The sequence below is a fragment of the Rhodococcus sp. ACS1 genome (assembly GCF_002300155.1).
In the GTDB taxonomy this organism is placed as follows: domain Bacteria; phylum Actinomycetota; class Actinomycetes; order Mycobacteriales; family Mycobacteriaceae; genus Rhodococcus_F; species Rhodococcus_F koreensis.
The window spans coordinates 71,386-98,334 of the sequence record NZ_NSDZ01000004.1; the positions used below are offsets into that span (position 1 = coordinate 71,386).

The window sequence follows — 26,949 nt, forward strand, 5'->3', positions numbered from 1 at the left end:
TCAGAAGTCCGAATCCGAGGCGGCCGCGTCTATCTCGGCGAGCAGCGGCGCGTCCGGTCCGTCGTCCGGAGTCGGCTCCGCGGCCCGCCGCAGCCGCAGACGGGCCAGGGCTCGAACCCGCTCCCGGGCGTCCGAACCTCCGACGTCCGCGACACCGTTCACGCCGAACCCGGGCAGATACACGTCCACAGACACTCCCGCTTCCGCACCGGGTGGTGCGGCCGACTCGCCGAACCAGACGTCTCCCGACAGTCGCAGCGCGACGTCGACGGCGCCGGAGGCGGTGCCGATCAGGGCGCGGGGGCGGACATGATCCGGCACGGGTTCGGAGACATACGGTGCCGCAACGATACTGACGCGCACGGCGGTGTTCCCGGAGGTGCGCACCACCTCCCACGACACCGCGCGCTCGGAACAGTCGACGAGACCGGGAGGGTACCGGCGCCAGTCGGATCCCGTGATGCCTCGCTTCAGCACGAGGGTGCCCGGCCGCGTCGCGGTCGCGGCGCCTGCGGCGAGCGCGTAGTCGTCGGCCCGCCCGGGACGGTCGGAGAGCGTGGGTCCTTCCGGCGCGAGCGCGTCGTCCCCGTCGACGAGCAGATCGCAGTCCTCGACGAGTGTCGCGATCTCGCGGTTCAACAGCCCCGCGTCGAGCGCCGGGATGGCGTCGACCGTCGACGTCGGCCACCACCGCGCCGCCCAGTGCGCGAACGCGAGGCGTCGGGCGCCGACGGCCACCCGCGGCCGGGCCGGTTCGACCGTGACCTCGCTCCCGGTCTCGCCCTCGGCCACGGCGAGTGCCACCTCCTCGCCGAACACCGCCCACACCCAGTTCTGCGCCGAGACGACGTCGTCGATCACCGCGACCGGGACGGTGTATTCGGCGAACACACTCCACGACAGGTGCCCGCCGAGCACCTCCAGCACGGTCACGTCGATGCCCGCTGCGTCGTCGAGGACGCTCGGTGCGTTCTCTGGGGCGATGATCCAGACCCCGTCGGCGACGCGGTCGATCCGCACGGTGCCGGTGGTCAACTCGCCCTCGATTCGGGAGCATCCGCCGCATCCGCGAGCGGAATTGCGCTGAGCGCCTGCTTGACCCGCATGCGGTGGTCGAGGATGACCGACCGAGCCACACCGTCCAGGAGATCCCACAGTTCGCCTGGTTCGTGGACGGAGAACTCGCGGACGTCGCGGCCGTGCAGGCGGACCCACAGGCGGCGGAGGTAGGGTCGCCACGGCTCGCGGAGTTCGGCGGCGATGGCCGCCAGCGGATTCGTGTCGGGCAGCGTCGCCGCGTCGGCGTTCACGGTGAGGCGGCGCGCCTGCAGGACGTACGCCTCGCGTTGCCAGCGACCGTTGATCACCCGGACGGCGGTCGTGTCCGTGGCCGCGGGAGAGGATGCCGTCCCGATCGGGTGGAGACCAGTCGCGAGTGCCGCGCCCGTCGTCGCCGCGACCCGCAACGACTCGTCGAGAAGTGCCCAGGGCGAGCAACTTCGGGCGATCTCGGTGGTGACCAGTTCGTGGATCGGCGGTAGCTCCGCACGGTCGGTCGACGCGCGGAGCACCGTGAAGACGCGTTCGTGGACGGAACGGTCGAAGGGGAGCCCGAGCGCCGAGGTGGACGCCGACGTTCCGAGGCGTGGCGGTCCGGGGACGGGATGCACCGTCAGGCCGAACCGGTGAGCCGAGACCTCGGTCGTCCACAACGCAATCCCGTGGTGAGTCCCCGCACGACCGGCGATCAGGTCGTCCAGGGCGTGCCGTCCGTCGTCACCGTCCTCCTCGAGACGCGTGCCGGGACAGGCGTCGAGAACCGCGGACACCGCGCCGGCGTGGTCGCCCGTCGCGGCGCCCGACAGCGGTCGCCGCCCCCATGCGAGGTCGATGAGGGCGCTCAGTTCCCGTGCCCGCGCCGGGTCGGTGACGTGGGCCTTCAACGCCTGTGTGGTGCGGCCGGCGGCGACCTCGTGCACGTCGCGCAGTGTGTCCTCGGCGACGGACTCGTCGCGGAGCGGATCGGGTGCGCCCGAACCGGTCGCGAGTTCGAAACACCGCTGGAAGTACAGGTCCTGCGGATTGCCGTCCGTGATGCGCAGCGCCCGGCGGACCCGCTTGAGCAGCGTGAACCAGGCCGCGGTGGCCCGCAGTACGTCGGCGGAGGCGTGCACCCGGGTGGCGAGCAGCTGCGCCCCGTCGGCCGTGACGATCGGACCGGCGCACAGCGGGTTCTGCACCGGGCGGACGACCAGTGGATCGAGGATCAGTTTCACCGTGCGGCTCAGGGGTCCGCCGTCGGGCCCGCTGAGCGGTTCGACGCCGTCCAGTTCGCGCCACACCTCGTCGAGGACCATCGCGCGCGGTCGCCGAGCAGCCGCTGAGCCCCTCGGTCCCGTCCGCATTCGAGCAGGTTACCGCAGGCGCGGCCCGTCGACGCAGCGAGAAATCTGGGATCGGTAGGGCGCGAGAAGTTCCTACCTTTCTCACATCGGCTCCAGTCCGCGAGCCGAAGGAATCGACGACGGGCGCCGAGCGCCCTCACGAAACGTGAAGGACGGATCATGAACAAGATCGTTCGGACTCAGAAACGCGTCTACACCGCAGGCATCGTCGCGGCGGCCGCCGTCGCCCTGCTCGTCTCGGGCTGCAGCGACACCGGCGACAGCTCCGGCGAGGGAAGCTCCGAGCAGACCCCGGCGGGTGCGTCGGCGGCCGCGGTCGACGGCAAGGCGCTGGACGCGAACTTCGACGCGACCTGCGCCAAGCAGGGTGACACCCTGGCGCTGGCGCTGGCGGACACCGGCAACGCGACGTACGGCGACCTGGCGGTCTCCGCGACGATCACCGGCACCGACACCGTGCAGGCGGTCGGGATCGCCGGCAGCAAGGGCGGGTCGAACGGCCTCCCGTACGCACTCGGCTTCGGGCAGGGCATGCCGGGCGGCTCCGCGAAGGTCGTCAAGGACGGCGACACCTACACGGTCACCGGCGAGGGCGTCGGGGCGCCCGATATGAGCAACCCGACCGCGCCGAGTTCGGCGAAGTTCGACATCACGTTCGCATGCTCGACCGTCGTGGGCGGCTGAGCCCCGGCCCACCCCGGGACGCGCGCGGAGCCACCTCGAGTTCGCGCGCGTCCCACCTCCCCCCAGTTCAGGCACGGAAAGGACACCTCGTGAAGAAGATCGTGCGTACGGCCGCCCTGGTGTTTCTCGTCGGCTCGGTCGGCTACTACCTCTGGCACGGCCTCGGCGATCGCGGCCGGACGAACTACGGAATCGACGCGCTGTCGTGGGTCGGCCCGCAGATGATCTGGCCGATCGTCGCGGTCAGCGTGGTCGTGGTGTGTTTCGCCGTCACCGGCGACAGCGTGCTGGCGGCGTTCACGGGGCGCAACAGTGCCGCGTTCCGCAACGGAGCCGTCGGGATCGGAACGGTGCGGTCGGTGCAGCAGACGGGAATGAGGCTCAACGACCAACCGGAAGTTCGGATCGACCTCGCCGTGGAGGGCGACGACGGCACGATGTTCGAGTCACACGCCAGGATGATCGTGCCGCTGACCGAGTTGGCGCTTCTCCGTCCGGGTGTCGTGCTCCCCGTCCGCTACCTTCCCGGCCGCACCGACAAGGTCGAGATCGACCGCTCGGGTGACGTGGCATCGGCGCAGGACGCGTTGAACCGATCCATGATTCGGCAGGGTGTCACCACCCCGGCCAAGCTCGACATCGCGGCCCGCGGCATCCCCGCGCAGGCGGTGGTGCAGTCGCTCAGTGTGCCCGGGGAGATCCGCAACGGGAATTCGAAGGTGAAACTCGGGCTGGCGGTCACCCGGCCCGACGGCACGACATTCACCACCCGCGTCGAGAAGTTCATGCCGCCGCGCACCGTCGGGCACGTCCAGGTCGGCAGGGTGGTGACGGTCCACTATCTGCCGGGGAACGAGCAGGAGGTCGTCATCGCCCTGCCTGCGAATGTGTGACGGGCCCGCGGCAGGATCAGTCCTCGTCCCGGGGCGGCAGTCCCAGCGACCGGACGAGATGGAGGAGCTGTTCGCGCAGCGGCCCCACGTCGCCGACGGCGGCGGTGAGGGCCGCGTCCTCCTTCTCCAGGGTCAGCAGGTGCTGGTAGATCGCGCGTCCCGGCTCGGTGATCGCGACCCGTTTGCGGCGCTCGTCGTTCGGATCGGTCTCCCGGGTCACGTACCCGCCCCGTTCGAGGCGGTCGATGGTGCGGCTGATGGTCTGATCCGTCACCCGCGAGGCCTTCGCGATGTCGCGTTGCGAGGCCGGCCGGCCGGCGATCGTGTGCAGGCAGATCAGTCCCGCGTGGGTCATGTTCTGCGACCGGAGAATGTCCTCCCACGAGTGCTCGACCAGGCGCGCAGCCGTGGACAACAGCCGTCCGGTGGGCCATTCGTCCATGCCGTCGCTCGTCATTTCTTCGCCTCCATTTGCAATTTGCTCAGCAGGCTGAACAAAATAGGATCGTCGCAATCCGGACATCCGGTCGTCGAACCGTCCAGCATTGGAGAGCACGTGACCACAACTGCCCGCCCACGCCCGGTTCGTCGCCTGCGGTGGATTCTGCCAGCCGTGCTGGTGATCGTCTGGCTCGCCGTCGGCGGGTTCGGTGGGCCGTTCGCCGGCAAATTGTCCACGGTTCAGCAGAACGACAGCACGTCGTTCCTGCCCGCGTCGGCCGAGGCCACCGAGGTGTCCGCCCTGCAGAAGGGCTTCACCGACACCCGGTTCGTGCCCGCGATCGTCGTCGCCGAACGGACGTCGGGGATCACCGCCGCCGACACCGAATTCCTCTCGGGCACCGCGGCCGCCTTCGCCGGTTCGGAGGGATTCGGTGAGGAGGTGTCGCCGCCGATCCCGTCCGCTGACGGTCGGGCGCTGGAGATGTTCGTGCCCATCGACAGCACAGGGGAGGTCGGCGACAGTGTCACCGAACTCCGGGACGCGCTCGGTGCCGCACCGGACGGTCTCACCGTCCTCGTCACCGGGCCCGCCGGTCAGGTGGCGGATCTGTCGTCGGCGTTCGCGGGAATCGACGGACTGCTGCTCCTGGTGGCGGGTGTCGTCGTGATCCTCATCCTCATCGTCGTCTACCGCAGCCCGATCCTCCCGTTCGCGGTGATCACGTCCGCCGTCTTCGCGCTGGGACTGTCGAGTCTGCTCGTCTATCTGCTCGCCGACGCCGGCGTGATCGCGCTGAACGGTCAGAGCCAGGGGATCCTGTTCATCCTGGTGTTCGGCGCCGCCACCGACTACGCCCTGCTACTCGTGTCCCGCTACCGCGAGGAACTGCGAATCGAGCAGGACAAGTACCGCGCCATGCGGACCGCCTGGCGGGCGACACTCGAACCGGTCGCCGCCTCCGCGGGCACCGTCATCGCCGGCGTGCTCTGCCTGCTGCTGTCCGATCTCAACTCCAACCGCGGTCTCGGACCGGTCGCCGCCATCGGCATCGCGGCATCGTTCGTCGCCTCCATGACGTATCTCCCCGCGGTGCTCGTGCTCCTCGGCCGCGCGGCGTACTGGCCGAGCAGGCCCGCCTTCGACGCGCATCATGCCGAGAAGGACGAGGCCGCCGACCACAAGTTCTGGGCCGCGCTCGCCGCGCGGATCGGCGCACATCCGCGCCGATTCTGGGTGGCGTCCAGCTTGGTGCTGGTGCTCTTCGCGCTCCTGCTTCCTCAGTTCAAGGCGAGCGGCGTCGCGGAGTCCGAGACGTTCCTGCTCGACGTCGACTCCGTTGCGGGCCAGCAGATCCTCGGCGACCACTTCGACGCCGGTTCCGGTTCGCCGGCGGTGATCATCGCGAACGAGGGCGCACTCGATGCGGTACTCGACGCCGGCCGGGTCGACGGCGTCGGCGACCTCACCGTGCTGACCGCCCCCGGCACGCAGGACCCACTGGTGGTGGACGGCCGCGTGGCGATCGAAGCGACCCTGACCGATCCGGCCGATTCGGCCGCAGCCGAGGACACCATCGTCCGCCTGCGTGACGCCGTCCACCCGATCGGCGGTGCCGACGCCCTCGTCGGCGGCGCCACCGCCACGGACCTCGATACCAAGACGACGTCGACCCGGGACCGCACCCTGATCATCCCCGTCGTGATCCTCGTGGTGTTCGCGATCCTGTGCCTGCTGCTGCGTTCACTGCTCGCGCCGCTGCTGCTGATGGGGACGGTCGTGCTGTCCTTCGCTGCGACACTGGGTATCTCGTCCCTCGTCTTCGAGCACGTCTTCGGATTCCCGGGCGCCGATCCCGTCGTCCCGCTGTTCGCGTTCGTGTTCCTAGTCGCCCTCGGAATCGACTACAACATCTTCCTCATGACCCGGGTCCGGGAAGAGGCCCGGCGCATCGGCACCCGGCGTGGAGCTCTGCGCGGTCTGACCGTCACCGGCGGCGTGATCACGTCGGCGGGAGTGGTTCTGGCGGCGACCTTCTCGGCGCTCGCCGTCATTCCGCTGATCTTTCTCGCGCAGATCGCTTTCATCGTCGCGTTCGGTGTGCTCCTCGACGCGCTCCTCGTGCGGTCGCTCCTGGTGCCCGCCCTCACCGTCGACATCGGGCAGAAGATCTGGTGGCCGAGCACGCTTGCGTCGGCGCCGGAGCCGGACGAGAACGTCCAGAGGCATGCCGAACGGGTCCGCCTGGGGTCATAGTGGAACGTGATGTGAACACGACGAAAGGAAGATCGTGGACCATAGCGCGCTGTTGACCGACGCCTTCGATCGCATTCAGGAGGCCGTGCATTCGACGCTGGCCGATCTGCCGGCCGACGCCCTCACGTTCCGTGTGGACTCGGACGCGAACACCATCGCCTGGCTGATCTGGCATCTCACGCGGGTGCAGGACGATCACGTCGCCGGAGTCGCGGGGACCGAGCAGGTGTGGACGTCCGGCGGGTGGGTGGAACGCTTCGATCTGCCGTTCCGGGTCACCGACATCGGTTACGGGCAGTCCTCGGACGAGGTGGCGAAGGTGCGCACCGGGGCCGAACTGCTGCGCGAGTACCACGACGCCGTGCACGACCGCACCGTCGATTACGTCCAGACGATCGGCTCGGACGACCTCGACCGGATCGTCGACGAGAATTGGGATCCGCCGGTCACTCTCGGGGTCCGCTTGGTCAGCGTCGTCTCCGACGATCTTCAGCACGCCGGGCAGGCGGCGTACGTGCGCGGTATCTACGAGCGTCGCTGAGCCGTCGACGGCGTCTCGTTCGCGGCGAGCCACGCCTCCACTCGCCGCCGGGAGCGGCGGCCGACGCGGTCCCGGATGGCCGGACTCACCCGCGCCGCACCGTGCATCGTCCCGTTCCCGGCGAGTGCCAGCGGAACGAACCAGGCAGGCACGACCGGCAGTCCGAGTTCCCGCATGCCCCTCTTGCCGGAGAACATCCGCTGGATGCTGAGCAGGCGCTGGCGGTTGAGTCGGCGTCGCAGGGCCTCCGCGTGCGGGTAGTGGAAGCCGGCCCACGACTTCTGCAGTGAGTCGGCCAGCACCCGGGAGTTGTCGTCGGGGCCGGGAGCGAACATCCCGATCTGGCACATGGTGCGGCGTCCGGTGTTCTCGTCGTCGACCAGCCAGTGGTCGTCGATGCCCATCAGCCATCCGATGTACCGCCACAGGTGCATGACGTCCGCGCCCTCGTCGGCGGAGACCCACACCCCCAGCGAGCGGAGGCCGACGAGGAACGTCGTCGAGAAGAGCGCGAGCGTCCCCGCCTGATCCGACTGGTTGATCGGCATGCCCCAGTCGGACACGTCCCAGTCCTCGTCCTGCAGCAGCGTCAGATTGACGAACGCGTGCATCAACCGGACGTGGACCGACAGTTGCCAGCCGCGGCGGTCACGCTCCAGGCCACCCGGGAGGACGCACTCGTACCACCACCGCACCGTCTCGGCGACCCGCTGACCGGCGCCGTCCCCGACGAGCCTGCCGGTGGCCACGAGTTGGCGGGAGGTGGCGGCGCTGCGGTAGCCGTTCATCAGCGAACCGGTCGCGAGGAGGTCGAGTCCGGTCATCCCGCTGCGCAGGCAGACCGCGGCCCCGCGGTCGAGGCGACGGTCGTCGACCCACGACGGCCGGTGGTCCACCGCGTCGAAGAAGGCGACCAGTGCCGGCGCGGGGTCGGGCACGCTGCCGATGCCGTCGGAGAGTGCCCGGGAGAACTGGGCCATCGTCACGGTCTTGTCGACGAGCACCGCCCGCGCCAGCGCGGCACCGATCTCGTCCTGGCTGACGACCGCCCGGGCGTGGAGTTCCCGCTCCGCCGCGGTGGGCGTCGGATCGCCGTGCACGAACCGCGACAGCGTCCGCATCGAGCGGCGACCCCACTCGGAGTCCATGTCGAAGCGTCGCGGCGGCGTGACTTCGGAGAAGCCGGGGGCGGATTCCCGAGACTGGGTTTCTGTCATTTTCGAGGTACTCGATTCGGTCGTCGAGAGGGGCGTCCTGGTGCCTCAGCCCCGCTCGAGTTGCTGTGAGTTACAGTTCACTCCACCGAATCGGACGGGTACAAGTCGCATTGTGTGACAGATCGGGAAGGCTGCGCGAATGGGCACTGGACAGCGGAAAGACCCCTCCCAGCAGCGTTCGCAGGCGACGGTCGCACGCATCCTGTCGGCAACTGGTCAGGTTTTGCGGGCGAAGGGGTACACCGGCTGCAGCACGAATGCGATCGCGGAAGCGGCGGGCATCTCGAAGGGATCGGTGTATCAGTACTTCGCGAACAAGGACGAGATCGTCGACGTCCTGATGGACCGGATCATGGAGGAAACCACGGCAGCGTTCGGGGCGCAGCTCGAGCAGTCGGTCGCGGAGGGCACGTTCCTGAAGGACGCCGCCCTGCAGACCCAATTCCTCGCCGTCCTGGACGAGTACCGCGACGTCCTCGGTTCGCTGCTCAACTATGCCCCGCACCTGTCGCTGGCGGCTCACCGTTCGGTCCGGATCGAGGAACGATGCCGCGACCTGTTGCGTACGTATGTGACGCTGAATCCGTCCGCGATCGGCCCGGGTGTCGACCTCGACGCGCTGCTCCTGGTGCTCACCGTCAGCTATCGGGAGGTGGGCCTCGAGTACCTTCGCCGGGACCTGCGTGACCGGCGAAACCAGCTGGCCACTGCCCTCTACGACATGACGATGGGCGGCCTCGCCGGGACCGCGACACGCGGGGTGTAACGCGGAGGGGGCTTCGGGAGAAATACTTGTTGAGCCCATGGTGCTGTCGGACCCCGACCCGGCAGCACCAGGGGCCTTCTCTTTTCCACCCGGCCGCTCCTACCGACGCCGATGGGTCGGAGATCCCGGCACCTCCAGCGACACGACCCGCGCGAGTGCGCGCAGATCGCTCTCGATCCTTCGGAACAGCTGGTACACGGCGATGAAGGCGAAGATCCCGCCCAGGCACAGCGCGCGGACCGTCGCGTTCACGGCATCGCCAGTGCTCCCGCCGACGAAGCTGAGCCCGGCGACCCCGATCAGCGGGACGGCCGCGGCGACGGCGAGGTACCGCGGCATGCCCCGGCCGAGGGCCCGGATGTTGCGGCCGTCGCTTCCGCGCAACTCGCCGTGCGACAGCAGGATCGGGCAGAGGCACCGCACCGCGTAGAAGGTGAGGATGAAGAACGGGTAGGCGAGGGCGACCGCCCCGCACACGGCGAGGGACGCGAGGAGTTGCGTGTACGCGCGCAGCGGGATGCCGCCGGCCGTGAGTTCCAGGGCGATCGGGTAGGCGACCCCGGCGACGACCCACAGCCCGAAGCTGACCACGACCGCCCGATGTCCGAGCGCCAGCGTCGTGGCCCGTGCCTTCTCCAGCACCTCGGAACTGTAGGTTCGGCCGTTGCGGAGACCACGCGGCACCGTCAGCGACAGCCGACACCAGTAGACGATGAGAACCGCGCCCAGCGGAAACGCGATTCCGCCGATCACGAGGTGGACGAACTCCAGATCCTGCTGCGCCTCGGCGGGCAGCGTCGCGATGATGAGCACCTTGTTGTAGTAGTAGTTGTATCCCGCAGCCAGCAGATTCGGGATGCCGACCGCGGCGAGCACGATGGGCAGCGCCCACCGCCACATCCTCGACCGGACGCTGCCCGGCGCCGGGTCGACGAGATCGCGGGCGTGCGGGTCGAGGCAGAGCGCGAACTGACGCGTCAGCTTCCGGCCACTCGACCACCGGTCGTCCCGGTCGGGCGCGAGGGATTTCACCAGGATCCGCCGCATCGCGGCCGGACAGTCCTCGGGGAGCGCGGACCGCTCCGGGTCGACGCCCCGGCGACGTGACTCGAGAAGTACCTGCGGCGACGGCGGCGACGCGGTTCCGTCGTCGTCCGGGAACGGCCGCGCCCCGGTCAGCAGTTCCCACAGCATGACCCCCAACGCGAAGATGTCGCTGCGGGTGTCGAGGTCGGAGGCGGTCCGGCGGGTGTCCGGGTCGATCACCTCCAACTGTTCGGGCGACATGTAGGCGACGGAGCCGCCGATGAATCCGCCGGCGCCGCGATTCTCGACGCTGTCGCTCGAACTGACGTTGAAATCGGCCAGCTTCGGGATGCCCTCCAGGCCCAGCAGCACGTTCGCGGGTTTGATGTCGCGGTGCAGGACGCCGTGCGCCCGCGCGTAGTCGAGTGCGTCGGCGAGCCGCAGACCGATCCAGGCGACGGTCTCCGGCCACGACAGCGCGGCGATCTCGTCCCGCACACTCGAGTACTCGGGCCGGATCTCGCCCCGCGCCTCGAGGACGCGGTCCACCGAATCGAGCAGCAACTGTCCGGAGCGTCGCTCGGGTGGGGTCTTGCGGACCAGCCGCACCACGTCGAGGAGCGTGCCACCGGGGACGTACTCCATGAACAGCACCCGCAGGCGGCGATCCTCCAGCACCCGCTGGTCGTAGACACGAACGATGTACGGGTGGTCGAGCTGCGCGAGGGTCTGCGGCTCGTTGCCGATGTTGCGGGAGATCTTCAGCGCCACCCACCGCTGCATCGACCGCTGCCGGGCGAGGAACACCCGCGCGAACGCGCCGTGGCCCAGTTCCATCATCAGATCGAAATCGTCGAGGCGCCCGCCGACGTCGAAGTCGTCGTCCGGGCCGAGTGCAGCGCTCGCCGACCGCCGGTCCATTCGCCGGTCGTCCTCGAGCAGGGTCTCGAACCGGTCCGCCTGCTGCGGGTACTCGGCGACGTACTCCTCGGGATCGACGTCGGCGCCGCTCCGACTGCGGACCCGGTACTCGAGGTAGACGAGTTCCGGCGGCAACGGTTCGGCCAGTAGTTCCGGGAATTCGAGGCAGTACTCCGGGATGCGTTTCGGGCAGCCCGAACGCAGCCACCGATACTCGAGGTCCACCTTGATCAACTCGATCAGCGCCGCCCGCCGGATCGCAGCGGTGTCGGGCAGGTACTCGGTGAGTTCGGCCGGCGAACCCGACGACTCCCAATCCGCGACGAGTCGTTCGACGCCACTGTCGACGACGAACACCGGTTCGGCGCCCGACGTCGTCGACGGCGGCAGCTGAGTTTCCTCGCCCAGTTCGGTGGGCGGCCCAGTCGCGACCGTCGAATCACTCGGCGGGCGCTCGGTCATGGCGGTTCGATTCCGGGGGTGCAGAGTCCAGGCGGTGCACGGTGCGTGCACTTGCCAGGGTATTCCGGACGGTGCGTCGAGGGGTGCGGAAAGGCGGTGCCGTCACGCGCTTCGCAGCGACATCTCCGGCGGTTCCGGCGCCTGCGGGTACGTCACGACCGAGGTGAGGATCGGCCGATGCCGGGTGCGCCGGGTGACCATCCGGATCGCCGAGGCGAGGACCGGGACGTACACGAGCACGTAGATGTTCTGCAGCAGAAACGCGACCGGCCACGACGGAGGGAACAGGAACAGTCCGACGACGGCGAAGTCCGGGCTCCACCAGTACTGCCACGCCGCCGTCGACGCGAACAGTGCGGCGAACGCGAACCACCAGCGCCCGGTGTCCGTGACCGCCCGTTGCATCAGGTAGACCATCAGCGGCACCAGCCACACCCAGTGATGGCTCCACGAAAACGGCGACACCACCGCCGCGGTGAGCCCGCCGAGCACCACCGACAGCAACCGCTCGCCGCGTCCGTACAGGCGCACCGACACGACGAGGCCGACGACGGCGACGGCTCCCGCGAGGATCAGCCACAGCCACGGCGGTGCCTGCCCGTCCGTGAGCCGGGTCAGTGTTCCCCGCAACGATTGGTTGGACGGGTGCGCGTCGTCGGCGATGCGGGTGGAGTCGAAGAACGTGCTGGTCCAGTACCGGCGGGAGTCGTCGGGCACGATCACCCAGGCGAACGCCACCGTGCCCGCGAAGACGGACGTCGCGGCCGCGGCCGCCCGCCACTGGCGCAGGGCGAGGAGCTGGACGACGAAGAAGCTGGGGGTCAGTTTGACGGCCGCGCCCAGCCCGATACCCACCCCGCGCAGCACGCTGCGCTCCGGCCGGGAGAAGTCCCAGAGCACCCACAGCATCAGCACCAGATTGACCTGGCCGTAGAACAGCGTCGTCCGCACCGGTTCGACGAAGGTGCAGGTCACCGTCGTCAGCGCGGTGACCAGCAGCAGGTGCGGGGTGATCCGGTACCCGAGGATGCGCCAGCACAGGAGGATGCAGCCCGCCAGCACACCCAGGTTGAACGCCATCCACAGGTTGTCGACGTACGCGCCGGGTATGCGTTCGAGCGGCACGAACACGATCGCGGAGAACGGCGTGTAGGTGTAGAGCAACCCCAGCGCGACGGGTCCGCTGTACAGCGGCAGGCCGTGCAGAACCCGCCAGCCACCGTCGCGGTAGACGTGCAGATCGGCGCCGCCGGTGAACAGTCCGATCTTCGGCGTCCACGGGTCGACGGTGCCGAGCACCGCGACGACGGCCAACGTCGCGCACACCGCGAGCGCCACCACGGTCGCCGGGCGGCGAGGAAAGACGCGTGTTTCCATCTGCGCCCCCTGGGTGTGCGGACGTGTGCCGAAGGCTCTGACGCTAACGGCGCCCGCGAGATGCCCAGGGCGGCGACAGGCGGGTCGTCCGGATTCGTTACCGATCCGTACCGGCGCCGAGATGCCGCGGGCGCCGTCGCCGGCCGGGCCTACGCCGCGGACACCGTGTCGCGCAGGGCCCGGTACGCATACTCGGCGCGGTCGCCGACCGCCCACCCAGTGTGAGCGAGGACCGGGGCCTCCACGGAGAAGACGGTGCCGGCGGGAAGTGCACCGACCAAGTCGTGCAACGGGAGTTCACCCTCGCCGGGCAGCAGCCGGTCGGTGCGCGCTTCGGTGATCAGTCCGGCGTGATCGGCCGGCGCCGCGCTCGGGGCGTCGCACAGCTGAGCGTACGACAGCCAGCGGTCGGGAACAGCCCGGACCTCGTCGACTGTGCTGCCGGTCCGAGCCAGGTGCAGCGCGTCCACGACGAGCACCGCGGCGGGACTGGCAGCGTGCGTCAGAACGGCGGTGGCGTCGCCGAGGGTCCGGATCCGGCTGAAGGCCATGAACTCCAGCGCAAGGGACACCCCTCGTTGTTCCGCCTCACGGCACAGGCGCGCGAAGGTATCGGCTTGCCGGGTGGGCTCCGGGTCGTTGCCGTTCACCAGCACATAGCTCGCACGCAGTGCGGACGCTGCGTCGAGGACCCGCAGAGCGGCCTCCACGTCGTCTGTGTCGGTGATTCGCAGGACCTCGACGTCCAGGATCTCGATGCCCAGGTCGTCGGCACGGCGGCGAGTCTCCCGCACCATCGGGCCGTTGTCGAGCATCGGCCATTGAGTGTCGGTGGCGGCCGCTCTCGCCCGGATTCCCACACAGTCGAAGCCGGCGTCGGCGGCCGCGGCCACCAGGTCCGGTGGTGAGGCGTCGACGGCAGTGAGCGGCGAGAGTGACAGCAGTGGTCTGTCGGTCATGGCCGGGTCGCGTCCCCTTCTGCCGCGGCCAGCACGGCCGCGAGGTGTTCGATCGCGAACTTGTACCCGGTGATCCCGGCACCGGCGATGACGGCATTCGCGATCGGCGAGACGAAGGAGCGATGACGGAACTCCTCGCGGGCGTGAATGTTGCTGATGTGCACCTCGACGATCGGGATCTCCGGGACCACCAGCGCGTCGCGAACGGCCACGGACGTGTGGGTCCACGCGCCGGGGTTGATCACGATTGCGTGTGCGGATCCCCGGGCCTGATGGATGCGGTCGATCACCGCGCCTTCGTGATTCGACTGGAAGAACGTCAATTCGACGTTCAGTGGTTCGGCGGTCCGCTCGCACAGTATGCGGACGTCGTCGAGGGTGTGGTGACCGTAATGTTCGGGCTGCCTCGTCCCGAGCATGTTGAGGTTCGGTCCGTTGACGACCAGGAAGGTCGGTGAATGCATCGTGTCGTCCTCGCCTGACGGAGTGAAAAAGGTTGCGGTGCAGTTACTGCAGTCCGGCGAGGGCGCCCGAGGTGAGTGCGACGGGTTGCCCGGTCCGGGAGGATTCATAGATGGCGAGGACGATCTCGAGCGCGCGACGCGCGTCGCGTCCGGAGACCGCGGGCGCGCGGTCCTCGACGATGGCGCGGACGAAGTCCTCGATCTGCATCTGATGGAACGGCGCGAGACCGACATGGATCTGCGAGAGCGGCGGATCCGATTCGATGTCCGTCGAGTGCATCTGCAGGTACTCCTCCTCGCGCTCGACGGTCCAGATGTCGTTGACCGCCGGCATCCCCTCGGGGAATTCCGTCAGGCTCACGGTGCGCCCGTTGCGTCCACCGACCACGATCTGGGTGCCCAGACCGGGTGTGAAAGTCGTGCCGGCGGTGATGGTGGCGAGTCCGCCGGACGAGAACTTCACGGTGGCTGCGACCGTGTCCTCCACCTCGATGTAGTCGCCGTGCACCAGGGTGTCGATATGACCACTCACCTCGACGGCGTCGCCCATGAACCACTGCAGCAGGTCGATGTAATGAATGGCCTGAGTCATCAACACACCTCCACCGTCGGTGTCCCAGCGGCCGCGCCACGGGTCGGAGGTGTAGTATTCGCGGTCGCGGCCGAGCCGCACGGTGCAGGTGGCGACGACGGGATCGCCGCCGAGCGCGCCGGCATCGATGGCGGCTCGGATGCGCTGAGCGGCAGGCCAGAATCGGCGCTGGAACAGTACGCCGAACTTCACCCCCGCGGCGGCCGTCGCCTCGACCATGCGGTCGGCCTCGTCGAGCGTGATCGCGATCGGCTTCTCGCACAGTACGTGCAGTCCGTGTTCGGCGGCCGCGAGGACGATCGCTTCGTGGGTCGGGTGCGGAGTGCAGATGGTGACGGCGTCCAGGCCGCTGCCGAGCAGAGCCTCGAGGTCGTCGTAGGCGTGGGCTATTCCGTGTGCGGCAGCGAAGGATTTGGCTCTGTCCTGGTCGGTGTCACTGCAGGCGACCAGTTCCACCTCGGGCATGGCGTGCAGAGCCTTGGCGTGGTTGATGGCGATCTTGCCGCAGCCGACGATTCCGATTTTCAAGCGTGTGGTGGTCATGGGTTCTTCCTTGTCGTCGTAAACGTGTGAAGGATTGGTGGCGACGTGTCAGGCGATGGGCTTGCCGAGCTGCGCGAGCGGTGTCTTGTAGGTCTCGCGTGCGGTGGAGGCCGCCGCTGCCGAGATCAGGCATGCGACCGCCACCAGGATCGCGACCGGGATCCAGTTCGTTCGGCTGTCGCCGACGATGGTCCATGCGATGGTGGGTGCGAAACCGGCGAAGGCGAAACCGATCTGGGTGCCGAGCGCCATGCCGGAGAATCGCACCTTCGTGTTGAACATCTCCGCGTAGAACGACGGGAAGATGGCATTCGGTGCGCTGTAGCAGATTCCGGTGAAGACGATCGCGCCGGCAAAGATGAGTACCACGTTCGCGGTGGAGATCGCCCAGAAGTAGAGGAAGATCGACAGCGCGAGACCGACGACGCCGCTGATGAACACCGGCTTGCGGCCGATGCGGTCGGCGAGGACGGCGAGCGACGGCTGCATGAACAACGCGACGACGTTGGCGACGACGGCCGCCCAGAGCATGGTCGGGCGACTGATGCCGACCTCGGCGCTGGTCGCGAACGCGAGTCCGAAGACCGCGAAGATGGTGCCGCCGACCGACTGGAACGCGCAGAGAATCACTCGCAGCACGTCGGTCGAGTGGGTGCGCAGAAGTGTCGCGACGGGAAAGCGTTCGAGTTCGCCGTTCTCGCGATTCTCGGTGAAGACCTCCGGCTCCTCCAGCTTGCGTCGCGCGATGTACGCGGCGAAGACGACGATGGCGCTGGCGAGGAAGGGGATCCGCCATCCCCAGCTGAGAAGCTGGTCTTCGGGCAGGGTGGCGACGGAGAGGAACACCAGGGTGGCAAGGATGAAGCCGGCCTGCGTGCCGGTGAGGGTCCAGCTGGTGAAGAAGGCCCGCCGGTGTTCCGGGGAGTGCTCGAGGGTCAGTGAATTGGCTCCGGACTGCTCGCCGGCTGCCGAGATTCCCTGACACACGCGGAGGCAGACGAGGAGGATCGGCGCCCAGATTCCGATGTGCTTGTACTCGGGCAGGCAGCCGATGAGAAATGTTGCCGTGCCCATCAATCCGAGCGTGAACAGCATGATCTTCTTACGTCCGACGCGGTCTCCGAGATGTCCCAGCAGGACCGCTCCGATGGGCCGGGCGATGTACGCGACGCCGAACGTTGCCAGCGACAACAGGGTTCCGGTGGCCGCGCTGGACGAGGGGAAGAAGACCTTGCCGAAGACCAGGGCGGCTGCGGAGGCGTAGATGTAGAACTCGTAGTACTCGAGCATGCTGCCGAGAAATGCGGCGGTGGCTGCTCGTTTGACCTTCTGCAGGTCTGTCCGAGGACCGGTGCCCGTGGCATCGATAGTCGTCGTCATTCGGTCTCTCCTCTGTGCGTGCATGACACCGCCCGACTGGCGTTCGTATGGCGAACGGAAGTTCGTCCTGCGCAGGTCCTGAATCTAGCGCACCGGATGTGATGGGCGCAATAGCTTTGTACCTCGCGGGCCAAAAAGTGTCCAGTAGGTACAAACGGCGCGACAAACCCGCTCTCAGCAGGCGCGAAGGGTGTGTGGAGGAGCTTGTGGGCCGTCAGATGCAGACGTAGCGAACCGTGACGTCACCGATGACGGTGCGCAGGTGCGACCTGAGCTCGTCGGCGGCGAGATCGCGCTGGAACAGCGCGTCGAACGTGTACTGGTTGGAGATGCGGAACAGCGACACGCTGTTGATGAGCATGTGGACGTCGATGGCCTCGACGTCCCGGCGGAACACGCCGGCCTCCTGACCGCGGCGCAGCACGTCCTCGAGTACCGCCAACACGGGCATGCCGAGTCCGGCCACCTCGTCGGACTGCCGAATGTACTTGCCTTTCATCATGTTTTCTCCGCTGACGAGGCGGACGTAGGCGCGATGCGTGTCGTGGTGGTCGAACGTCAACTGCGCGATCAACCTCAGCGCATCGACCGGTTCGGCGTGTTCGAGGTCCACCTCGTGTTCGAGTTCGCGGATGAGTTTGTAGTTGCGCTCGAGGACGGCGGTGTACAGACCTTCCTTGCCGCCGAAGTAGTAATAGATCATGCGTTTGGTGGTCTGCGTCTTCTCGGCGATCTCGTTGACGCTGGCGCCGGACAGGCCCTTCTCGGCGAATTCCGCGGTCGCGACCTCGAGGATGTCGGCCTGAACGAGTGCCGGATTGCGCCGCGCTCTCGCGGGCGTGGCGCGACTGTGCGGGCGATCGCGGATCGCCTCTTCGTGTTCGTCGGGCGACGCTGTCATCGGTGGACCACGGCCCAAGCTTATCTGAGCGCCCGAAACGCTCGTGGGTCCCTCGGCGCCGGTCTTGACCGGGGCGGGGGTCGGTGCAACACTGAACTGGATGGTTCAGTATTCTGCTCTCGATGCTACGTTCGCCGCACTGGCAGACCCCACGCGACGTCGGATTCTCCGCCGGCTCGGTGACGGCGCCTGCTCGATCAGCGACCTCGCCGAACTCTTCGAGATGACCCTCACCGGCATCAAGAAGCACGTTCGACTGCTCGAAGAGGCCGGGATGGTTGTGACCGAGAAACGTGGCCGGGTGCGGTACTGCATGCTGGGGACCAATGCCCTCGAGCGTGAGGTGGCCTGGATCCGCGACTACCAGCTGTCGCTCGAAGGGCGCCTGGACCGTCTGGACGAATTCCTCAATCGAACGGAAGGCACGTCATGAGCACTTCGCAGACTCCCACGACCGCGACCGTCTCGACGCCGACGGACCGGGAGATCCACGTCGAACGCATCTTCAACGCTCCCCGCGAACGCGTGTGGGCCGCGTTCACGAGACCGGAACTCCTCGCCCAGTGGTGGGGTCGCGGAAACGAACTCGACGTCGAACGCTGGGAATTCGAACGCGGCGGGCACTGGCGCTTCGTCGAACACTCGGACGGCGAGACCCACGGTTTCGAGGGCAGATTCAGGGAGATCACCCCGGAGGAGCGCCTGGTGTACACGTTCGAGTGGGACGGCATGCCGGGCCACGTCATCGTCGAGAACAACACCTACACCGACCTCGGTGACGGGCGCACCAAGCTGTCTGTCGTCAGTCAGTTCCACACCCCCGAGGAGCGCGACGGCATGTTGCAGTCCGGCATGGAGGGCGGCATGAACGAGAGCTACGCGGCGCTGGATGCGGTGCTGGCGCAGACGAGCTGGTGACCGGAAGTCGTCACGAAGTGGGCGCGGAGAGGCTGCCGCCGATCGAATGACGGTGGTGGACTTCTCCTCTCAGTCTCGTCGTGATGGGGACGCCGTCCTCGGCGCCGGCCTTCATCTTGGCGAGGATCCGCACCGCCGCCTCCTGCCCCATCTCGGCCAGGGGCGGGGCGTAGGACGTGATTCCGGGCGGAAACACCTCGTACCATTCGGGGTTTCCGTGCGCGGCGACGGACAGGTGGCTGGGCACCGACAGGCCGAGGTCGGAGCAGGCGTGCAGGACGCCCAGCGCGATCCGGCTACTGGCGGCGATGACGACGTCAGGCAGGTCGCCGGCGATCGCGTGCATCGCGTTCCGCCCCCATGCCGAGGTGAAGTCGCCCTCGAGGATGCGGAAGCGGCGCCCGGCAGTTCCCTTGGGCGCCTCCGGTATTCCCGCGCGGTCGACGGCGTTGCGGAACCCGCGCATGCGGTCGGCGGTGGTGCTGTGATCGGCCCCGCCGATGACGAGTGCGAGATCGGTGTGTCCCGCCTGCAGGGCCAGGTCGGTGATCGCTTCGATGCCGAATTCGTCGTCGCTGACGACTGCGTCGGTCTGTAGCGGGACCGAGTGACGGTTGAGTTGCACGATCGGCACGCCGGTCGGCAATGTACGCCGAGCGTCGACGGGGACGTGGATGATTCCGTCGACGCGGTGATCGAGCAGGGAGCGCAGTCCGCGTTCCTCGGATTCCGGATCGTTGCCGCTCGCGCTGACCACGAGCTGGAATCCGGCCTCGAACAGAACGGACTGCAGCACGGCGGCGCTGTCGGTGTAGAACTCGTTCGAGATGTCGGGGAGTAGCAATCCGACGACGCGCGTCTTGTTCTCCCGCAGTGCTTGGGCGACCTTGTTCGGCCGGTAGCCCAATGCGTCGGCCGCCTCGAGGATTCTCTTGCGCGTATCGGGGTCCACGTAGCCGCGCCCGCTCATCGCGCGTGAGGCGGTACCCACCCCCACCTTGGCCAGCGCGGCGACGTCCTGAAGTTTGGGCACAAGCCCACCATACCCAACGTAACCGCAGGTAAAGGCGTCGAGGACGACGGCGGACGTCGGGGAAACGACCTCTCTTGACAGAACGAGTGGCTTACGCCACAGTGATGTGGAACCGATTCCACATGGCGTGAGTCACAGTCGCGGATGTGGGTGATCCACTACGTCAGGCGAAAGGCCCTTCGTGTCCATTCAGTCAAGAAACCCGTTCTCCCTCCTCACTCACCTGGCAGGGGACGAGGCGCAACTCGACATCTTTTCCGCCGACAGCTGCATCGAGAGCTGGCTGGCCACCGAGCGGGCCCTCGCCATCGCTCAGGGTGAGCACGCGGTCATCTCGGCAGACGACGCCGCGGCGATCGCGGCAGCGGCTCGCATCGACAACATCGACCGCGACTCCCTGTGGGAGACGTCGAAGAATGTCGGGTACCCGATCCTCGGGCTGGTGCGGCAGATCTCCGGGGCGCTGCCGGACGGACCGAACGGTCGCGTCCACTACGGTGCGACCACGCAGGACATCATGGATACCGGGCTCGCCCTGCAGCTCGCGCGGTCGCTGGCCGCGCTCGACTGGCAGCTCGGCGAACTCGGCGATGCGCTCGCGGTCCAGGTCGAGGCCCACGCCGGCACCGTGATGCCCGGCCGGACCCACGCCCAGCAGGCGGTGCCGACCACGTTCGGCGCCACCCTCGGGACGCTGCTGGGTCAGTTCACCCGACACCGCGAACGTCTCCAGCAGGCGGTGCCGCGGATCGCCGTGATCTCCCTGTTCGGGGCGGGCGGCACGTCCGCAGCGCTCGGAGCGAAGTCCGCGGACGTCCGGACCCGCGTCGCCGATCTGCTCGGCCTGCACGACACTGACATCCCGTGGCATGTCGACCGCGACGGTATCGCCGAATACGGCTGGCTCTGCGCCACTGTCGCGGCGACGTGCGCCAAGCTCGCCCGCAACATCGTCGATCTCTCCCGCACGGAGATCGGCGAGGTCTTCGAGCCCTACAACAGCCACCGCGGTGCGTCGTCGACGATGCCGCAGAAGGTCAACCCGATCTCGTCGGAGGCCATCATCGGACTGTCCCAGACCGCCGGGGCGCTGCTGTCGTCGCTGAGCCGCATCCAGGAGGCGGGCCACGAACGCAGCGCCGGCGAGTGGCAGATCGAATGGCAGGTGATCCCACAACTCGGGGTCCTGGCCGGCAGTGCCCTGTCCGAAGCGCTCGTCATCGTCACGGGCATGCGGGTCGACGCCGACAGGATGCGCGCGAACCTCGACCTCGACGGCGGGCTGGTCATGGCCGAGGCGCAGATGATCCAGCTCGCCGAAGCCCTGGGCCGCGAACGCGCCCACGACCTGCTCTACACGGCCGCGACCCGCGCCCGAACCTCGCATCGCGTGCTCGCCGACACCCTGCGCGAGGTCGCGGCGGAGGCCGGTGTCGCCGAACTGCTGCCCGCGCAACTCGTCACCGCCGACGATTACCTCGGTGAGGCGAAGGACATCGCCGCGAGCGCTGTCCGCGGATGGCACAGCGGTGCCGCAGTCGACGAAGACCTGCCCTCCATTCCGCAGCTGGCAAGGATCTGACATGCGCACACTCGCCCCCGCGACGGAGCAGCCACCGAAACTCGCAGGAGAGGAACGCTTCGACTTCATCCGCGGACGTCTCGGCCTGATCGCCGCGCTGCCCCTGCTCATCGGCATCCTGGTGCTGCCGATCGACATGCCGAATTCCCAGCAGGCCATGCTCGCGGTTCTGACCGTCGTGGTCCTGCTGTGGATCACCGAACCCGTCCCCATCCCGGTGACCGCGCTGATCGGCATCGCCCTACTCGTCGTCCTCGGCGTCGGCACACCCCAGGAGGTGTACGGGTCCTTCGGCTCCGCGACGGTGTTCCTGGTGATCGGCGCCTTCATCCTGGCCCGCGCAATGACGGTGCACGGGCTGGACCGGCGGTTCGCCCTCAAGGTGCTCTCGTTCCCGGGCATCGGCAACAGCACGTACCGCACCGCGGCGGCGTTCGGTGTCGTCGCCTGCATCCTCTCGATGTTCGTGTCGTCGTCCGCCACCGCCGCGATGCTGCTTCCCATCGGCATCGGCGTGGTCAAGACGATCGGCGATCTCATTCAGGAGCAGAACCCGGGCATCAGGACCAACCGCACCAAATTCTCTTGCCTGCTGATGCTGTCCATTGCCTACGGCGCGAGTATCGGTTCGGTCCTCACCCCGATCACCGGAATCGCCAACGTCATCGGCCGCGGCACCATCGAGCGGATGACCGGCTACAAGGTCGAACTGTTCGACTGGATCTCCATGTCGGCCCCGTACCTCCTCGTGATGGGCGCGGTCATGTGGGTCGCGCTGATCCTCGTCAACCGGCCCGAGGTGAAGCACATCCGCGGCGGGCAGGACTACTTCCGCGCCCACTACGCAGACCTCGGCCCGATGAACCGCGGCGAACGCAACGTCCTGGTGATCTTCCTCGTCACCGTTGTCCTCTGGGTGTTGCCGTCCCTCGTCACCACCTTCGGTGTCACGAGCCCGATCGTCACCGCCTTCACCGATCACCTCAACGAGGGATCCGTCGTCGTCCTCACCGCCGGTCTGCTGTTCTTCCTGCCCCGCGGGAACGGGAGCGGCGAATCCACCCTCACCTGGTCGGAGGCCGCCAAGATCGACTGGGGCACAGTTCTCCTCGTCGGCGCCGGCCTGACGATCGGCACCATGATGAACGCCACCGGACTCGCGGAAACCCTCGGCACCACCATCGCCCGGGCCACGGGTGTGCAGAGTTCCTGGGTTCTCGCCCTGATCGCGATCGTCATGGGGTTGGTCATCTCCGAGACCACCAGCAACACGGCCAGCGTCGGCATCGTCGTCCCGATCATCATCCCGATCGCCCTCGCCATCGGCGTCGACCCGATCATCCCGGCCATGGCCGGCGTGTTCGGCGCGAATGCCGGCGCCATGCTCCCGGTCTCGACGCCACCGAACGCCATCGTCTACGGATCGGGCTACGTGCCGATGATCAAGATGATCAGCACCGGCATCTTCATCGACATCATCTGCATCCCACTGATCTTCGGCGCCGTCGTCGGGATCGGATCCCTCATCGCGCTCCACGTGTGAGCACACCGACCGTGCCTCGAATCAGTCGACGAGCACGCAGCGCGCTCCGCTGAAGATGGTGGGCATGCACTTGTTGCAGTGGATGCACAACGATTGAGTGCGCGACTCGGCGCGGATACGGTTCACCAGATCGGGTTCGCGCAGCAACGCGCGGGCCATGGCGACGAATTCGAACCCCTCGGCCATGGCGGTGTCCATCCCCGCCCGGTCGGTGACTCCGCCGAGCAGGACGAGCGGCAACGCCACCGCCGCACGGATCTGGCGGGCGTGCTCGAGCATGAACAGGTCGCGGTACGGGTAGGCGTGGAGCATCGACTTGCCTGCCAGTTGCACGCCGAGGCGGACGGGCTGCGGCATGGCCGCGGCGAACTCGCGGACCGGCGCGTCACCCTTGAACAGGTACATGGGATTGAGAAGTGAACTGCCCATGGTGAGTTCGAGGGCGTCGACGCTGCCGTCGAGCTCCAGAATCCGGGCGACCTGGATGGCCTCGTCGAGCCAGAACCCGCCGGGGACGCCGTCGTCCATGTTGAGCTTGGCGAGGATCGCGACCCGGCCGCCGACGGCGTCGCGCACGGTCCGGGCGACGTCCCGCACCACCCGGGCCCGGTTCTCGAGCGATCCACCGTAGGAATCGGTGCGACGGTTCAGCTTCGGGCTGAGAAACGCACTGGCGAAGTAGTTGTGGCCGAAGTGGATCTCGACGGCGTCGAATCCGGATTCCACGGCGAGCCGCGCCGCGGTGCCGTGGGCCGCGGTGATCCGGGTGATGTCGGCGGTGGTGGCGCTGCGGATCATCCGCATGCTCAGCGGATTGAACGAGCGCGACGGTGCGAGCGCAGGCAGTCCGGTGGACTTCTCGTTCGCGACGGGTCCGGCGTGCCCGAGTTGGGCGGATGCGGCCGCACCCTCGGCGTGGATGGCATCGGTGAGTCGGCGCAGCCCGGGGACGGCGTCCGGGCGCATCCACAACTGTCCGCGTTCGGTGCGGCCCTCCGGTGCCACGGCGCAGTAGGCCACCGTCGACATCCCGACCCCACCCGCGGCGGGGCGGCGATGGAACTCGATCAATTCGTCGGTGACCAGCGCGTCGGGAGTGCGGCCCTCGAACGTGGCCGATTTGATGATCCGGTTGCGTAACGTGATGGGGCCCAGCGTGGCCGGGGCGAAAATGTCTGGAGGTGTGGTCATTCCCGCCCCTTCGTCGTGTGCAGTCGACGGTAGGCGGCGGGGATGTTCGGTGAGCGGGACATGTCCGCTGAGCGGGACACCACCGCACTCTCGCGGACGACCCCTCGACGTCCGTGAGCGTGCGGCGGTGGCCTCTCAGCTGACGGTCTCGGGCAGCTTCTCCGGTGCTTCACCGCTGGTCGCGCCGCGTTGCCTGCGCCCGAGCGCCCAGCATGCGAGCGTGATCGCACACGTGAACGTGAGCGTCGCGAACAGCTGGTTGCGTGCCGCGTCGTCGAACAACGCGAGCACCGCGACCGCGGCCAGCAGCGCGAGTGCGACATACGACAGATACGGGAAGCCCCACATCTTCAGCGGCAGATCCGTCCGGCCCGACTTCTCGGCGCGCCGCCGCAGCACGATCTGCGAGACAGTGACGAACGTCCACAACACCAGGATCGTCGAACCGACCGCGTTGAGCAGCAGCGGGAGAACACGATCCGGTGCCAGGTAGTTGAGGACGACGGTGACGAAACCGAACGCCACCGACGCCAGCACCGCCAGGCGGGGGACGCCGTTGCCCGACACCCGGCCGAACACCTTCGCGGCCGCCCCGCGCTCGGACAGCGAGTAGATCATCCGGGAACCGCTGAACAGCATGGCGTTCAGCGACGACAGCAGCGCGATGACCACGACGACGGTCATGACGGCGCCGGCGCCCGGCACGTGTGCGGCGTTCAGGACCGCGACGAACGGACCCGTCGCGAGTTCCCCCGCCGTCCACGGCAGCACCGTCACCATGATCAGGACGGAACCGACGTAGAACACCAGGATCCGCCACACGATGGACCGCACCGCCCGGCTCACGTTGCGCCGGGGCTCCGACGTCTCGGCGGCCGCGATGGCCATCACCTCGGTGCCGCCGAACGCGAAGACCACGATCAGCAGGCCCGCGGCGATGCCGGTGACTCCGGTGGGGGCGAATCCGCCGTGGCCGGTGAGGTTCGACAGACCGGGCGCGTCGAAACTCGGGATCCAGCCGAAGATCATCGCGGAGCCGACCGCCAGGAACGCGACGATCGCCACGATCTTCAGTGCGGCGAACCAGAATTCGAACTCACCGAAGCGGGAGACACCCGCGAGGTTCACGGCGGTCAGCACACTCATGTACGCCAGGGCGGCCACCCATTGCGGCACCCCGGGTAGGGAGGCGGCGGTGATCGCCGCCGCCGCGGTCGCTTCCGCGGCGACCACGATGACGACCTGCACCCAGTAGAGCCAGCCGATGGTCCGGCCGGCGATCGGGCCCATCGCCTTCTCGGCGTGGACGGAGAACGCACCGCTGTCGGGGTCGGCGGCCACCATCTCGCCCATCATCCGCATGACGAGGACGACGAGAAACCCGGCGATGAGGAAGGAGACGAGCACGGCGGGCCCGGCGACGGCGATGCCCGCGCCGGAGCCGACGAATAGTCCGGCACCGATCGCGCCGCCCAGACTCATCATCACCAGCTGCCGCGGTTTCATCGCCTGCTGCAGGCGCGTGGTGGAGGCCGGTGGGTCGTGAACTGTGTTCATGGGGTCTCCCGTGCCGTCAGACGAGCTGATCGAGTGCGATCTCGAACGCGGTACCGGCGATTCCGGTCGGCTGCGACGAACGCGCGAAGCAGCGCTCGAGCGCCGTCGCCACGGTGGCGGAGACGTCGCCGAAGATCGCCTCGTCCGACACCTCGATGTCGCCCTCCATCAGCAGCGCGAACGCCCGGGCCATGCCGCAATTGGCGATGAAGTCGGGGACGACGGCGACGCTCTTGTCGGCGTATTCGTAGGTGGGGCCGTAGAAGATCTCGTCGTCCGCGAACGGCACGTTGGCGCCGCTCGCCACCACCTCGAGGCCGCCCGCGATCAACCGGTCCACCTGGTCGCGGGTCACGAGACGGGACGCGGCGCAGGGGAGGAAGATCTCGGCGCCGGAACTCCAGATCGTCGAGTTGATCTCCTCGAACGGCACCATGCCGGCTGCGCGCAGTTCGTTGCCCTCCTTGGCCAGGAACAGCGCGCGGATCTGCTCGAAGTCGTAGCCGTCGGTGTTCGTCAATCCACCGTTGCGGTCGAGGATTCCGACGATCCGGGCACCGGACTGCGCCAGGTAGTACGCGGCGGCGGCGCCGACGTTGCCCCAGCCCTGCATGATCACGCGCTTGCCGGCCAGTTCGCCGCCGTAGACCCGGTAGTAGTGCCGCACCGATTCGGCGACGCCCCACCCGGTGATCAGATCCGACACCGTGTACTTCGCCTGCGGGTCGGGCGTGAACCGCGCATCCTCGACGACCTTCGCGACGCCCAGGCGCAGCTGCCCGACCCGCTGCACCCGCTCACGATCGGTCGCCGCGAAGTGCCCGTTGACGACGCCCTCCTGCGGATGCCACAGCCCGTAGCTCTCGGTGATCGGCACGACCTCGGCCATCTCGTCGACGTTCAGGTCGCCGCCGGTGCCGTAGTACGACTTCAGCAGCGGGGTCACGGCCTTGAACCAGCGGCGCAGCACCTCGTCCTTGCGCGGGTCGGTCGGGTCGAAGTCGATGCCCGACTTCGCGCCGCCGATGGCCGGACCCGAGACGGTGAACTTGACCTCCATGGTCTTGGCGAGCGATTCCACCTCGCGCCGATCGAGACCGCGGCGCATCCGGGTTCCGCCGCCGGCAGCACCGCCGCGCAGCGAGTTGATCACCGTCCATCCGCGGGCGGAGGTCTCCGTGTCGTGCCACTCGAAGACGATCTCGGGGGCCTTCTCTTCGAATCGGGTGAGCAGATTCTTCATGGCTTCTCTCGGTTTCTGGACGGCCGGGGCTCGGGGCGATCCGGCCGGTGTTC

24 protein-coding genes are annotated in these 26,949 nt (G+C 68.1%); 9 read left to right on the forward strand and 15 right to left on the reverse strand.

What is annotated here, in order from left to right; genetic code table 11:
• Both CJ179_RS12675 and CJ179_RS12680 read right to left on the reverse strand, forming a co-directional pair.
• Positions 1-1,035: a hypothetical protein gene (locus CJ179_RS12675; RefSeq protein ID WP_095861752.1), complete on the reverse strand. Its 1,035-nt coding sequence runs from the start codon at positions 1,033-1,035 to the stop codon at positions 1-3.
• Positions 1,032-2,357: a hypothetical protein gene (locus CJ179_RS12680; RefSeq protein ID WP_095861753.1), complete on the reverse strand. Its 1,326-nt coding sequence runs from the start codon at positions 2,355-2,357 to the stop codon at positions 1,032-1,034. The genes CJ179_RS12675 and CJ179_RS12680 overlap by 4 nt, the downstream gene beginning before the upstream one ends.
• A gap of 207 nt (positions 2,358-2,564) precedes the next feature.
• Here CJ179_RS12680 and CJ179_RS12685 point away from each other — a divergent pair, with 207 nt between their 5' ends.
• Together CJ179_RS12685 and CJ179_RS12690 are read left to right on the forward strand one after the other, a co-directional pair.
• Positions 2,565-3,089 (forward strand): lipoprotein LpqH, encoded by a 525-nt coding sequence (locus CJ179_RS12685; RefSeq protein ID WP_095861754.1) that lies wholly within the window; start codon positions 2,565-2,567, stop codon positions 3,087-3,089.
• An 89-nt stretch (positions 3,090-3,178) separates the two neighbouring features.
• The gene (locus CJ179_RS12690) at positions 3,179-3,982 is read left to right on the forward strand and encodes a hypothetical protein (RefSeq protein WP_095861755.1); all 804 of its coding nucleotides are present in this window, start codon (positions 3,179-3,181) and stop codon (positions 3,980-3,982) included.
• Between the two features lie 16 nt (positions 3,983-3,998).
• Here the strand turns inward: CJ179_RS12690 and CJ179_RS12695 are convergent, their stop codons facing one another.
• Positions 3,999-4,439 (reverse strand): MarR family winged helix-turn-helix transcriptional regulator, encoded by a 441-nt coding sequence (locus CJ179_RS12695; RefSeq protein WP_095861756.1) that lies wholly within the window; start codon positions 4,437-4,439, stop codon positions 3,999-4,001.
• 99 nt (positions 4,440-4,538) lie between these two features.
• Here CJ179_RS12695 and CJ179_RS12700 point away from each other — a divergent pair, with 99 nt between their 5' ends.
• The gene (locus tag CJ179_RS12700) at positions 4,539-6,680 is read left to right on the forward strand and encodes an MMPL family transporter (protein ID WP_095861757.1); all 2,142 of its coding nucleotides are present in this window, start codon (positions 4,539-4,541) and stop codon (positions 6,678-6,680) included.
• A gap of 34 nt (positions 6,681-6,714) precedes the next feature.
• Positions 6,715-7,221: a DUF664 domain-containing protein gene (locus CJ179_RS12705; RefSeq protein ID WP_095861758.1), complete on the forward strand. Its 507-nt coding sequence runs from the start codon at positions 6,715-6,717 to the stop codon at positions 7,219-7,221.
• Here CJ179_RS12705 and CJ179_RS12710 read toward each other — a convergent pair.
• Positions 7,206-8,438 (reverse strand): oxygenase MpaB family protein, encoded by a 1,233-nt coding sequence (locus CJ179_RS12710; RefSeq protein WP_095861759.1) that lies wholly within the window; start codon positions 8,436-8,438, stop codon positions 7,206-7,208. The genes CJ179_RS12705 and CJ179_RS12710 overlap by 16 nt on opposite strands.
• A 139-nt stretch (positions 8,439-8,577) precedes the next feature.
• On the opposite strand from CJ179_RS12710, the gene CJ179_RS12715 reads away from it, so the two are divergent.
• Positions 8,578-9,204: a TetR/AcrR family transcriptional regulator gene (locus tag CJ179_RS12715; RefSeq protein ID WP_095861760.1), complete on the forward strand. Its 627-nt coding sequence runs from the start codon at positions 8,578-8,580 to the stop codon at positions 9,202-9,204.
• A gap of 99 nt (positions 9,205-9,303) precedes the next feature.
• Here the strand turns inward: CJ179_RS12715 and CJ179_RS12720 are convergent, their stop codons facing one another.
• From CJ179_RS12720 to CJ179_RS12750, 7 genes are all read right to left on the reverse strand, one after another.
• Complete coding sequence (locus CJ179_RS12720) at positions 9,304-11,613, reverse strand: serine/threonine-protein kinase (protein WP_095861761.1); 2,310 nt, start codon at positions 11,611-11,613, stop codon at positions 9,304-9,306.
• A gap of 102 nt (positions 11,614-11,715) precedes the next feature.
• Positions 11,716-12,990, reverse strand: a complete 1,275-nt coding sequence (locus CJ179_RS12725) for a glycosyltransferase 87 family protein (protein WP_095861762.1) — start codon at positions 12,988-12,990, stop codon at positions 11,716-11,718.
• Between the two features lie 149 nt (positions 12,991-13,139).
• Positions 13,140-13,949 (reverse strand): sugar phosphate isomerase/epimerase, encoded by an 810-nt coding sequence (locus CJ179_RS12730; RefSeq protein WP_095861763.1) that lies wholly within the window; start codon positions 13,947-13,949, stop codon positions 13,140-13,142.
• Positions 13,946-14,413, reverse strand: a complete 468-nt coding sequence (aroQ, locus tag CJ179_RS12735) for a type II 3-dehydroquinate dehydratase (protein WP_095861764.1) — start codon at positions 14,411-14,413, stop codon at positions 13,946-13,948. Before aroQ ends, CJ179_RS12730 begins: the two co-directional genes overlap by 4 nt.
• 43 nt (positions 14,414-14,456) lie before the next feature.
• Complete coding sequence (locus tag CJ179_RS12740) at positions 14,457-15,548, reverse strand: Gfo/Idh/MocA family protein (protein ID WP_095861765.1); 1,092 nt, start codon at positions 15,546-15,548, stop codon at positions 14,457-14,459.
• A 48-nt stretch (positions 15,549-15,596) separates the two neighbouring features.
• A complete protein-coding gene (locus CJ179_RS12745) occupies positions 15,597-16,928 on the reverse strand; it encodes an MFS transporter (protein WP_072944416.1) in 1,332 nt (443 codons plus the stop codon).
• A 214-nt stretch (positions 16,929-17,142) separates the two neighbouring features.
• Positions 17,143-17,829, reverse strand: a complete 687-nt coding sequence (locus tag CJ179_RS12750) for a TetR/AcrR family transcriptional regulator (RefSeq protein WP_072944418.1) — start codon at positions 17,827-17,829, stop codon at positions 17,143-17,145.
• Positions 17,830-17,929: 100 nt separating this feature from the next.
• Between CJ179_RS12750 and CJ179_RS12755 the strand changes: the two genes are divergently transcribed.
• Both CJ179_RS12755 and CJ179_RS12760 read left to right on the forward strand, forming a co-directional pair.
• Entirely contained in the window at positions 17,930-18,262 is a 333-nt protein-coding gene (locus CJ179_RS12755) for a helix-turn-helix transcriptional regulator (protein WP_095862648.1), read from the forward strand.
• Entirely contained in the window at positions 18,259-18,747 is a 489-nt protein-coding gene (locus CJ179_RS12760) for an SRPBCC family protein (protein ID WP_095861766.1), read from the forward strand. Before CJ179_RS12755 ends, CJ179_RS12760 begins: the two co-directional genes overlap by 4 nt.
• Before the next feature lie 10 nt (positions 18,748-18,757).
• On the opposite strand, the gene CJ179_RS12765 is transcribed toward CJ179_RS12760, so the two are convergent.
• Complete coding sequence (locus CJ179_RS12765) at positions 18,758-19,780, reverse strand: LacI family DNA-binding transcriptional regulator (RefSeq protein ID WP_072944421.1); 1,023 nt, start codon at positions 19,778-19,780, stop codon at positions 18,758-18,760.
• Positions 19,781-19,961: 181 nt separating this feature from the next.
• Between CJ179_RS12765 and CJ179_RS12770 the strand changes: the two genes are divergently transcribed.
• Both CJ179_RS12770 and CJ179_RS12775 read left to right on the forward strand, forming a co-directional pair.
• Positions 19,962-21,362, forward strand: a complete 1,401-nt coding sequence (locus CJ179_RS12770) for an adenylosuccinate lyase family protein (protein ID WP_244163697.1) — start codon at positions 19,962-19,964, stop codon at positions 21,360-21,362.
• Position 21,363: 1 nt separating this feature from the next.
• Positions 21,364-22,905 (forward strand): DASS family sodium-coupled anion symporter, encoded by a 1,542-nt coding sequence (locus tag CJ179_RS12775; RefSeq protein WP_257015462.1) that lies wholly within the window; start codon positions 21,364-21,366, stop codon positions 22,903-22,905.
• A 21-nt stretch (positions 22,906-22,926) separates the two neighbouring features.
• Here CJ179_RS12775 and CJ179_RS12780 read toward each other — a convergent pair whose 3' ends face one another.
• The 3 genes from CJ179_RS12780 to CJ179_RS12790 all read right to left on the reverse strand — a co-directional run bounded on the left by CJ179_RS12780 (position 22,927) and on the right by CJ179_RS12790 (position 26,896).
• Positions 22,927-24,096: an NADH:flavin oxidoreductase gene (locus tag CJ179_RS12780; protein WP_095861767.1), complete on the reverse strand. Its 1,170-nt coding sequence runs from the start codon at positions 24,094-24,096 to the stop codon at positions 22,927-22,929.
• Positions 24,097-24,231: 135 nt separating this feature from the next.
• Positions 24,232-25,653 carry an amino acid permease gene (locus CJ179_RS12785; RefSeq protein WP_095861768.1) on the reverse strand — a complete coding sequence of 474 codons (1,422 nt, stop codon included), beginning with the start codon at positions 25,651-25,653 and terminating at the stop codon, positions 24,232-24,234.
• A 16-nt stretch (positions 25,654-25,669) separates the two neighbouring features.
• Positions 25,670-26,896: a Glu/Leu/Phe/Val dehydrogenase dimerization domain-containing protein gene (locus CJ179_RS12790; protein WP_072944429.1), complete on the reverse strand. Its 1,227-nt coding sequence runs from the start codon at positions 26,894-26,896 to the stop codon at positions 25,670-25,672.
• Positions 26,897-26,949: the final 53 nt, after the last annotated feature.

Bases quoted from the DNA above. Each gene is read 5' to 3' on its own strand.
- CJ179_RS12715 (WP_095861760.1), top strand. From the start codon at position 8,578: ATGGGCACTGGACAGCGGAAAGACCCCTCCCAGCAGCGTTCGCAGGCG.
- aroQ (WP_095861764.1), bottom strand. From the start codon at position 14,413: ATGCATTCACCGACCTTCCTGGTCGTCAACGGACCGAACCTCAACATG.
- CJ179_RS12750 (WP_072944418.1), bottom strand. From the start codon at position 17,829: ATGACAGCGTCGCCCGACGAACACGAAGAGGCGATCCGCGATCGCCCG.
- CJ179_RS12725 (WP_095861762.1), bottom strand. From the start codon at position 12,990: ATGGAAACACGCGTCTTTCCTCGCCGCCCGGCGACCGTGGTGGCGCTC.
- CJ179_RS12695 (WP_095861756.1), bottom strand. From the start codon at position 4,439: ATGACGAGCGACGGCATGGACGAATGGCCCACCGGACGGCTGTTGTCC.
- CJ179_RS12685 (WP_095861754.1), top strand. From the start codon at position 2,565: ATGAACAAGATCGTTCGGACTCAGAAACGCGTCTACACCGCAGGCATC.
- CJ179_RS12740 (WP_095861765.1), bottom strand. From the start codon at position 15,548: ATGACCACCACACGCTTGAAAATCGGAATCGTCGGCTGCGGCAAGATC.
- CJ179_RS12680 (WP_095861753.1), bottom strand. From the start codon at position 2,357: ATGGTCCTCGACGAGGTGTGGCGCGAACTGGACGGCGTCGAACCGCTC.
- CJ179_RS12755 (WP_095862648.1), top strand. From the start codon at position 17,930: ATGGTTCAGTATTCTGCTCTCGATGCTACGTTCGCCGCACTGGCAGAC.
- CJ179_RS12785 (WP_095861768.1), bottom strand. From the start codon at position 25,653: ATGAACACAGTTCACGACCCACCGGCCTCCACCACGCGCCTGCAGCAG.
- CJ179_RS12760 (WP_095861766.1), top strand. From the start codon at position 18,259: ATGAGCACTTCGCAGACTCCCACGACCGCGACCGTCTCGACGCCGACG.
- CJ179_RS12730 (WP_095861763.1), bottom strand. From the start codon at position 13,949: ATGACCGACAGACCACTGCTGTCACTCTCGCCGCTCACTGCCGTCGAC.
- CJ179_RS12720 (WP_095861761.1), bottom strand. From the start codon at position 11,613: ATGACCGAGCGCCCGCCGAGTGATTCGACGGTCGCGACTGGGCCGCCC.
- CJ179_RS12710 (WP_095861759.1), bottom strand. From the start codon at position 8,438: ATGACAGAAACCCAGTCTCGGGAATCCGCCCCCGGCTTCTCCGAAGTC.
- CJ179_RS12745 (WP_072944416.1), bottom strand. From the start codon at position 16,928: ATGACGACGACTATCGATGCCACGGGCACCGGTCCTCGGACAGACCTG.
- CJ179_RS12780 (WP_095861767.1), bottom strand. From the start codon at position 24,096: ATGACCACACCTCCAGACATTTTCGCCCCGGCCACGCTGGGCCCCATC.
- CJ179_RS12775 (WP_257015462.1), top strand. From the start codon at position 21,364: ATGCGCACACTCGCCCCCGCGACGGAGCAGCCACCGAAACTCGCAGGA.
- CJ179_RS12790 (WP_072944429.1), bottom strand. From the start codon at position 26,896: ATGAAGAATCTGCTCACCCGATTCGAAGAGAAGGCCCCCGAGATCGTC.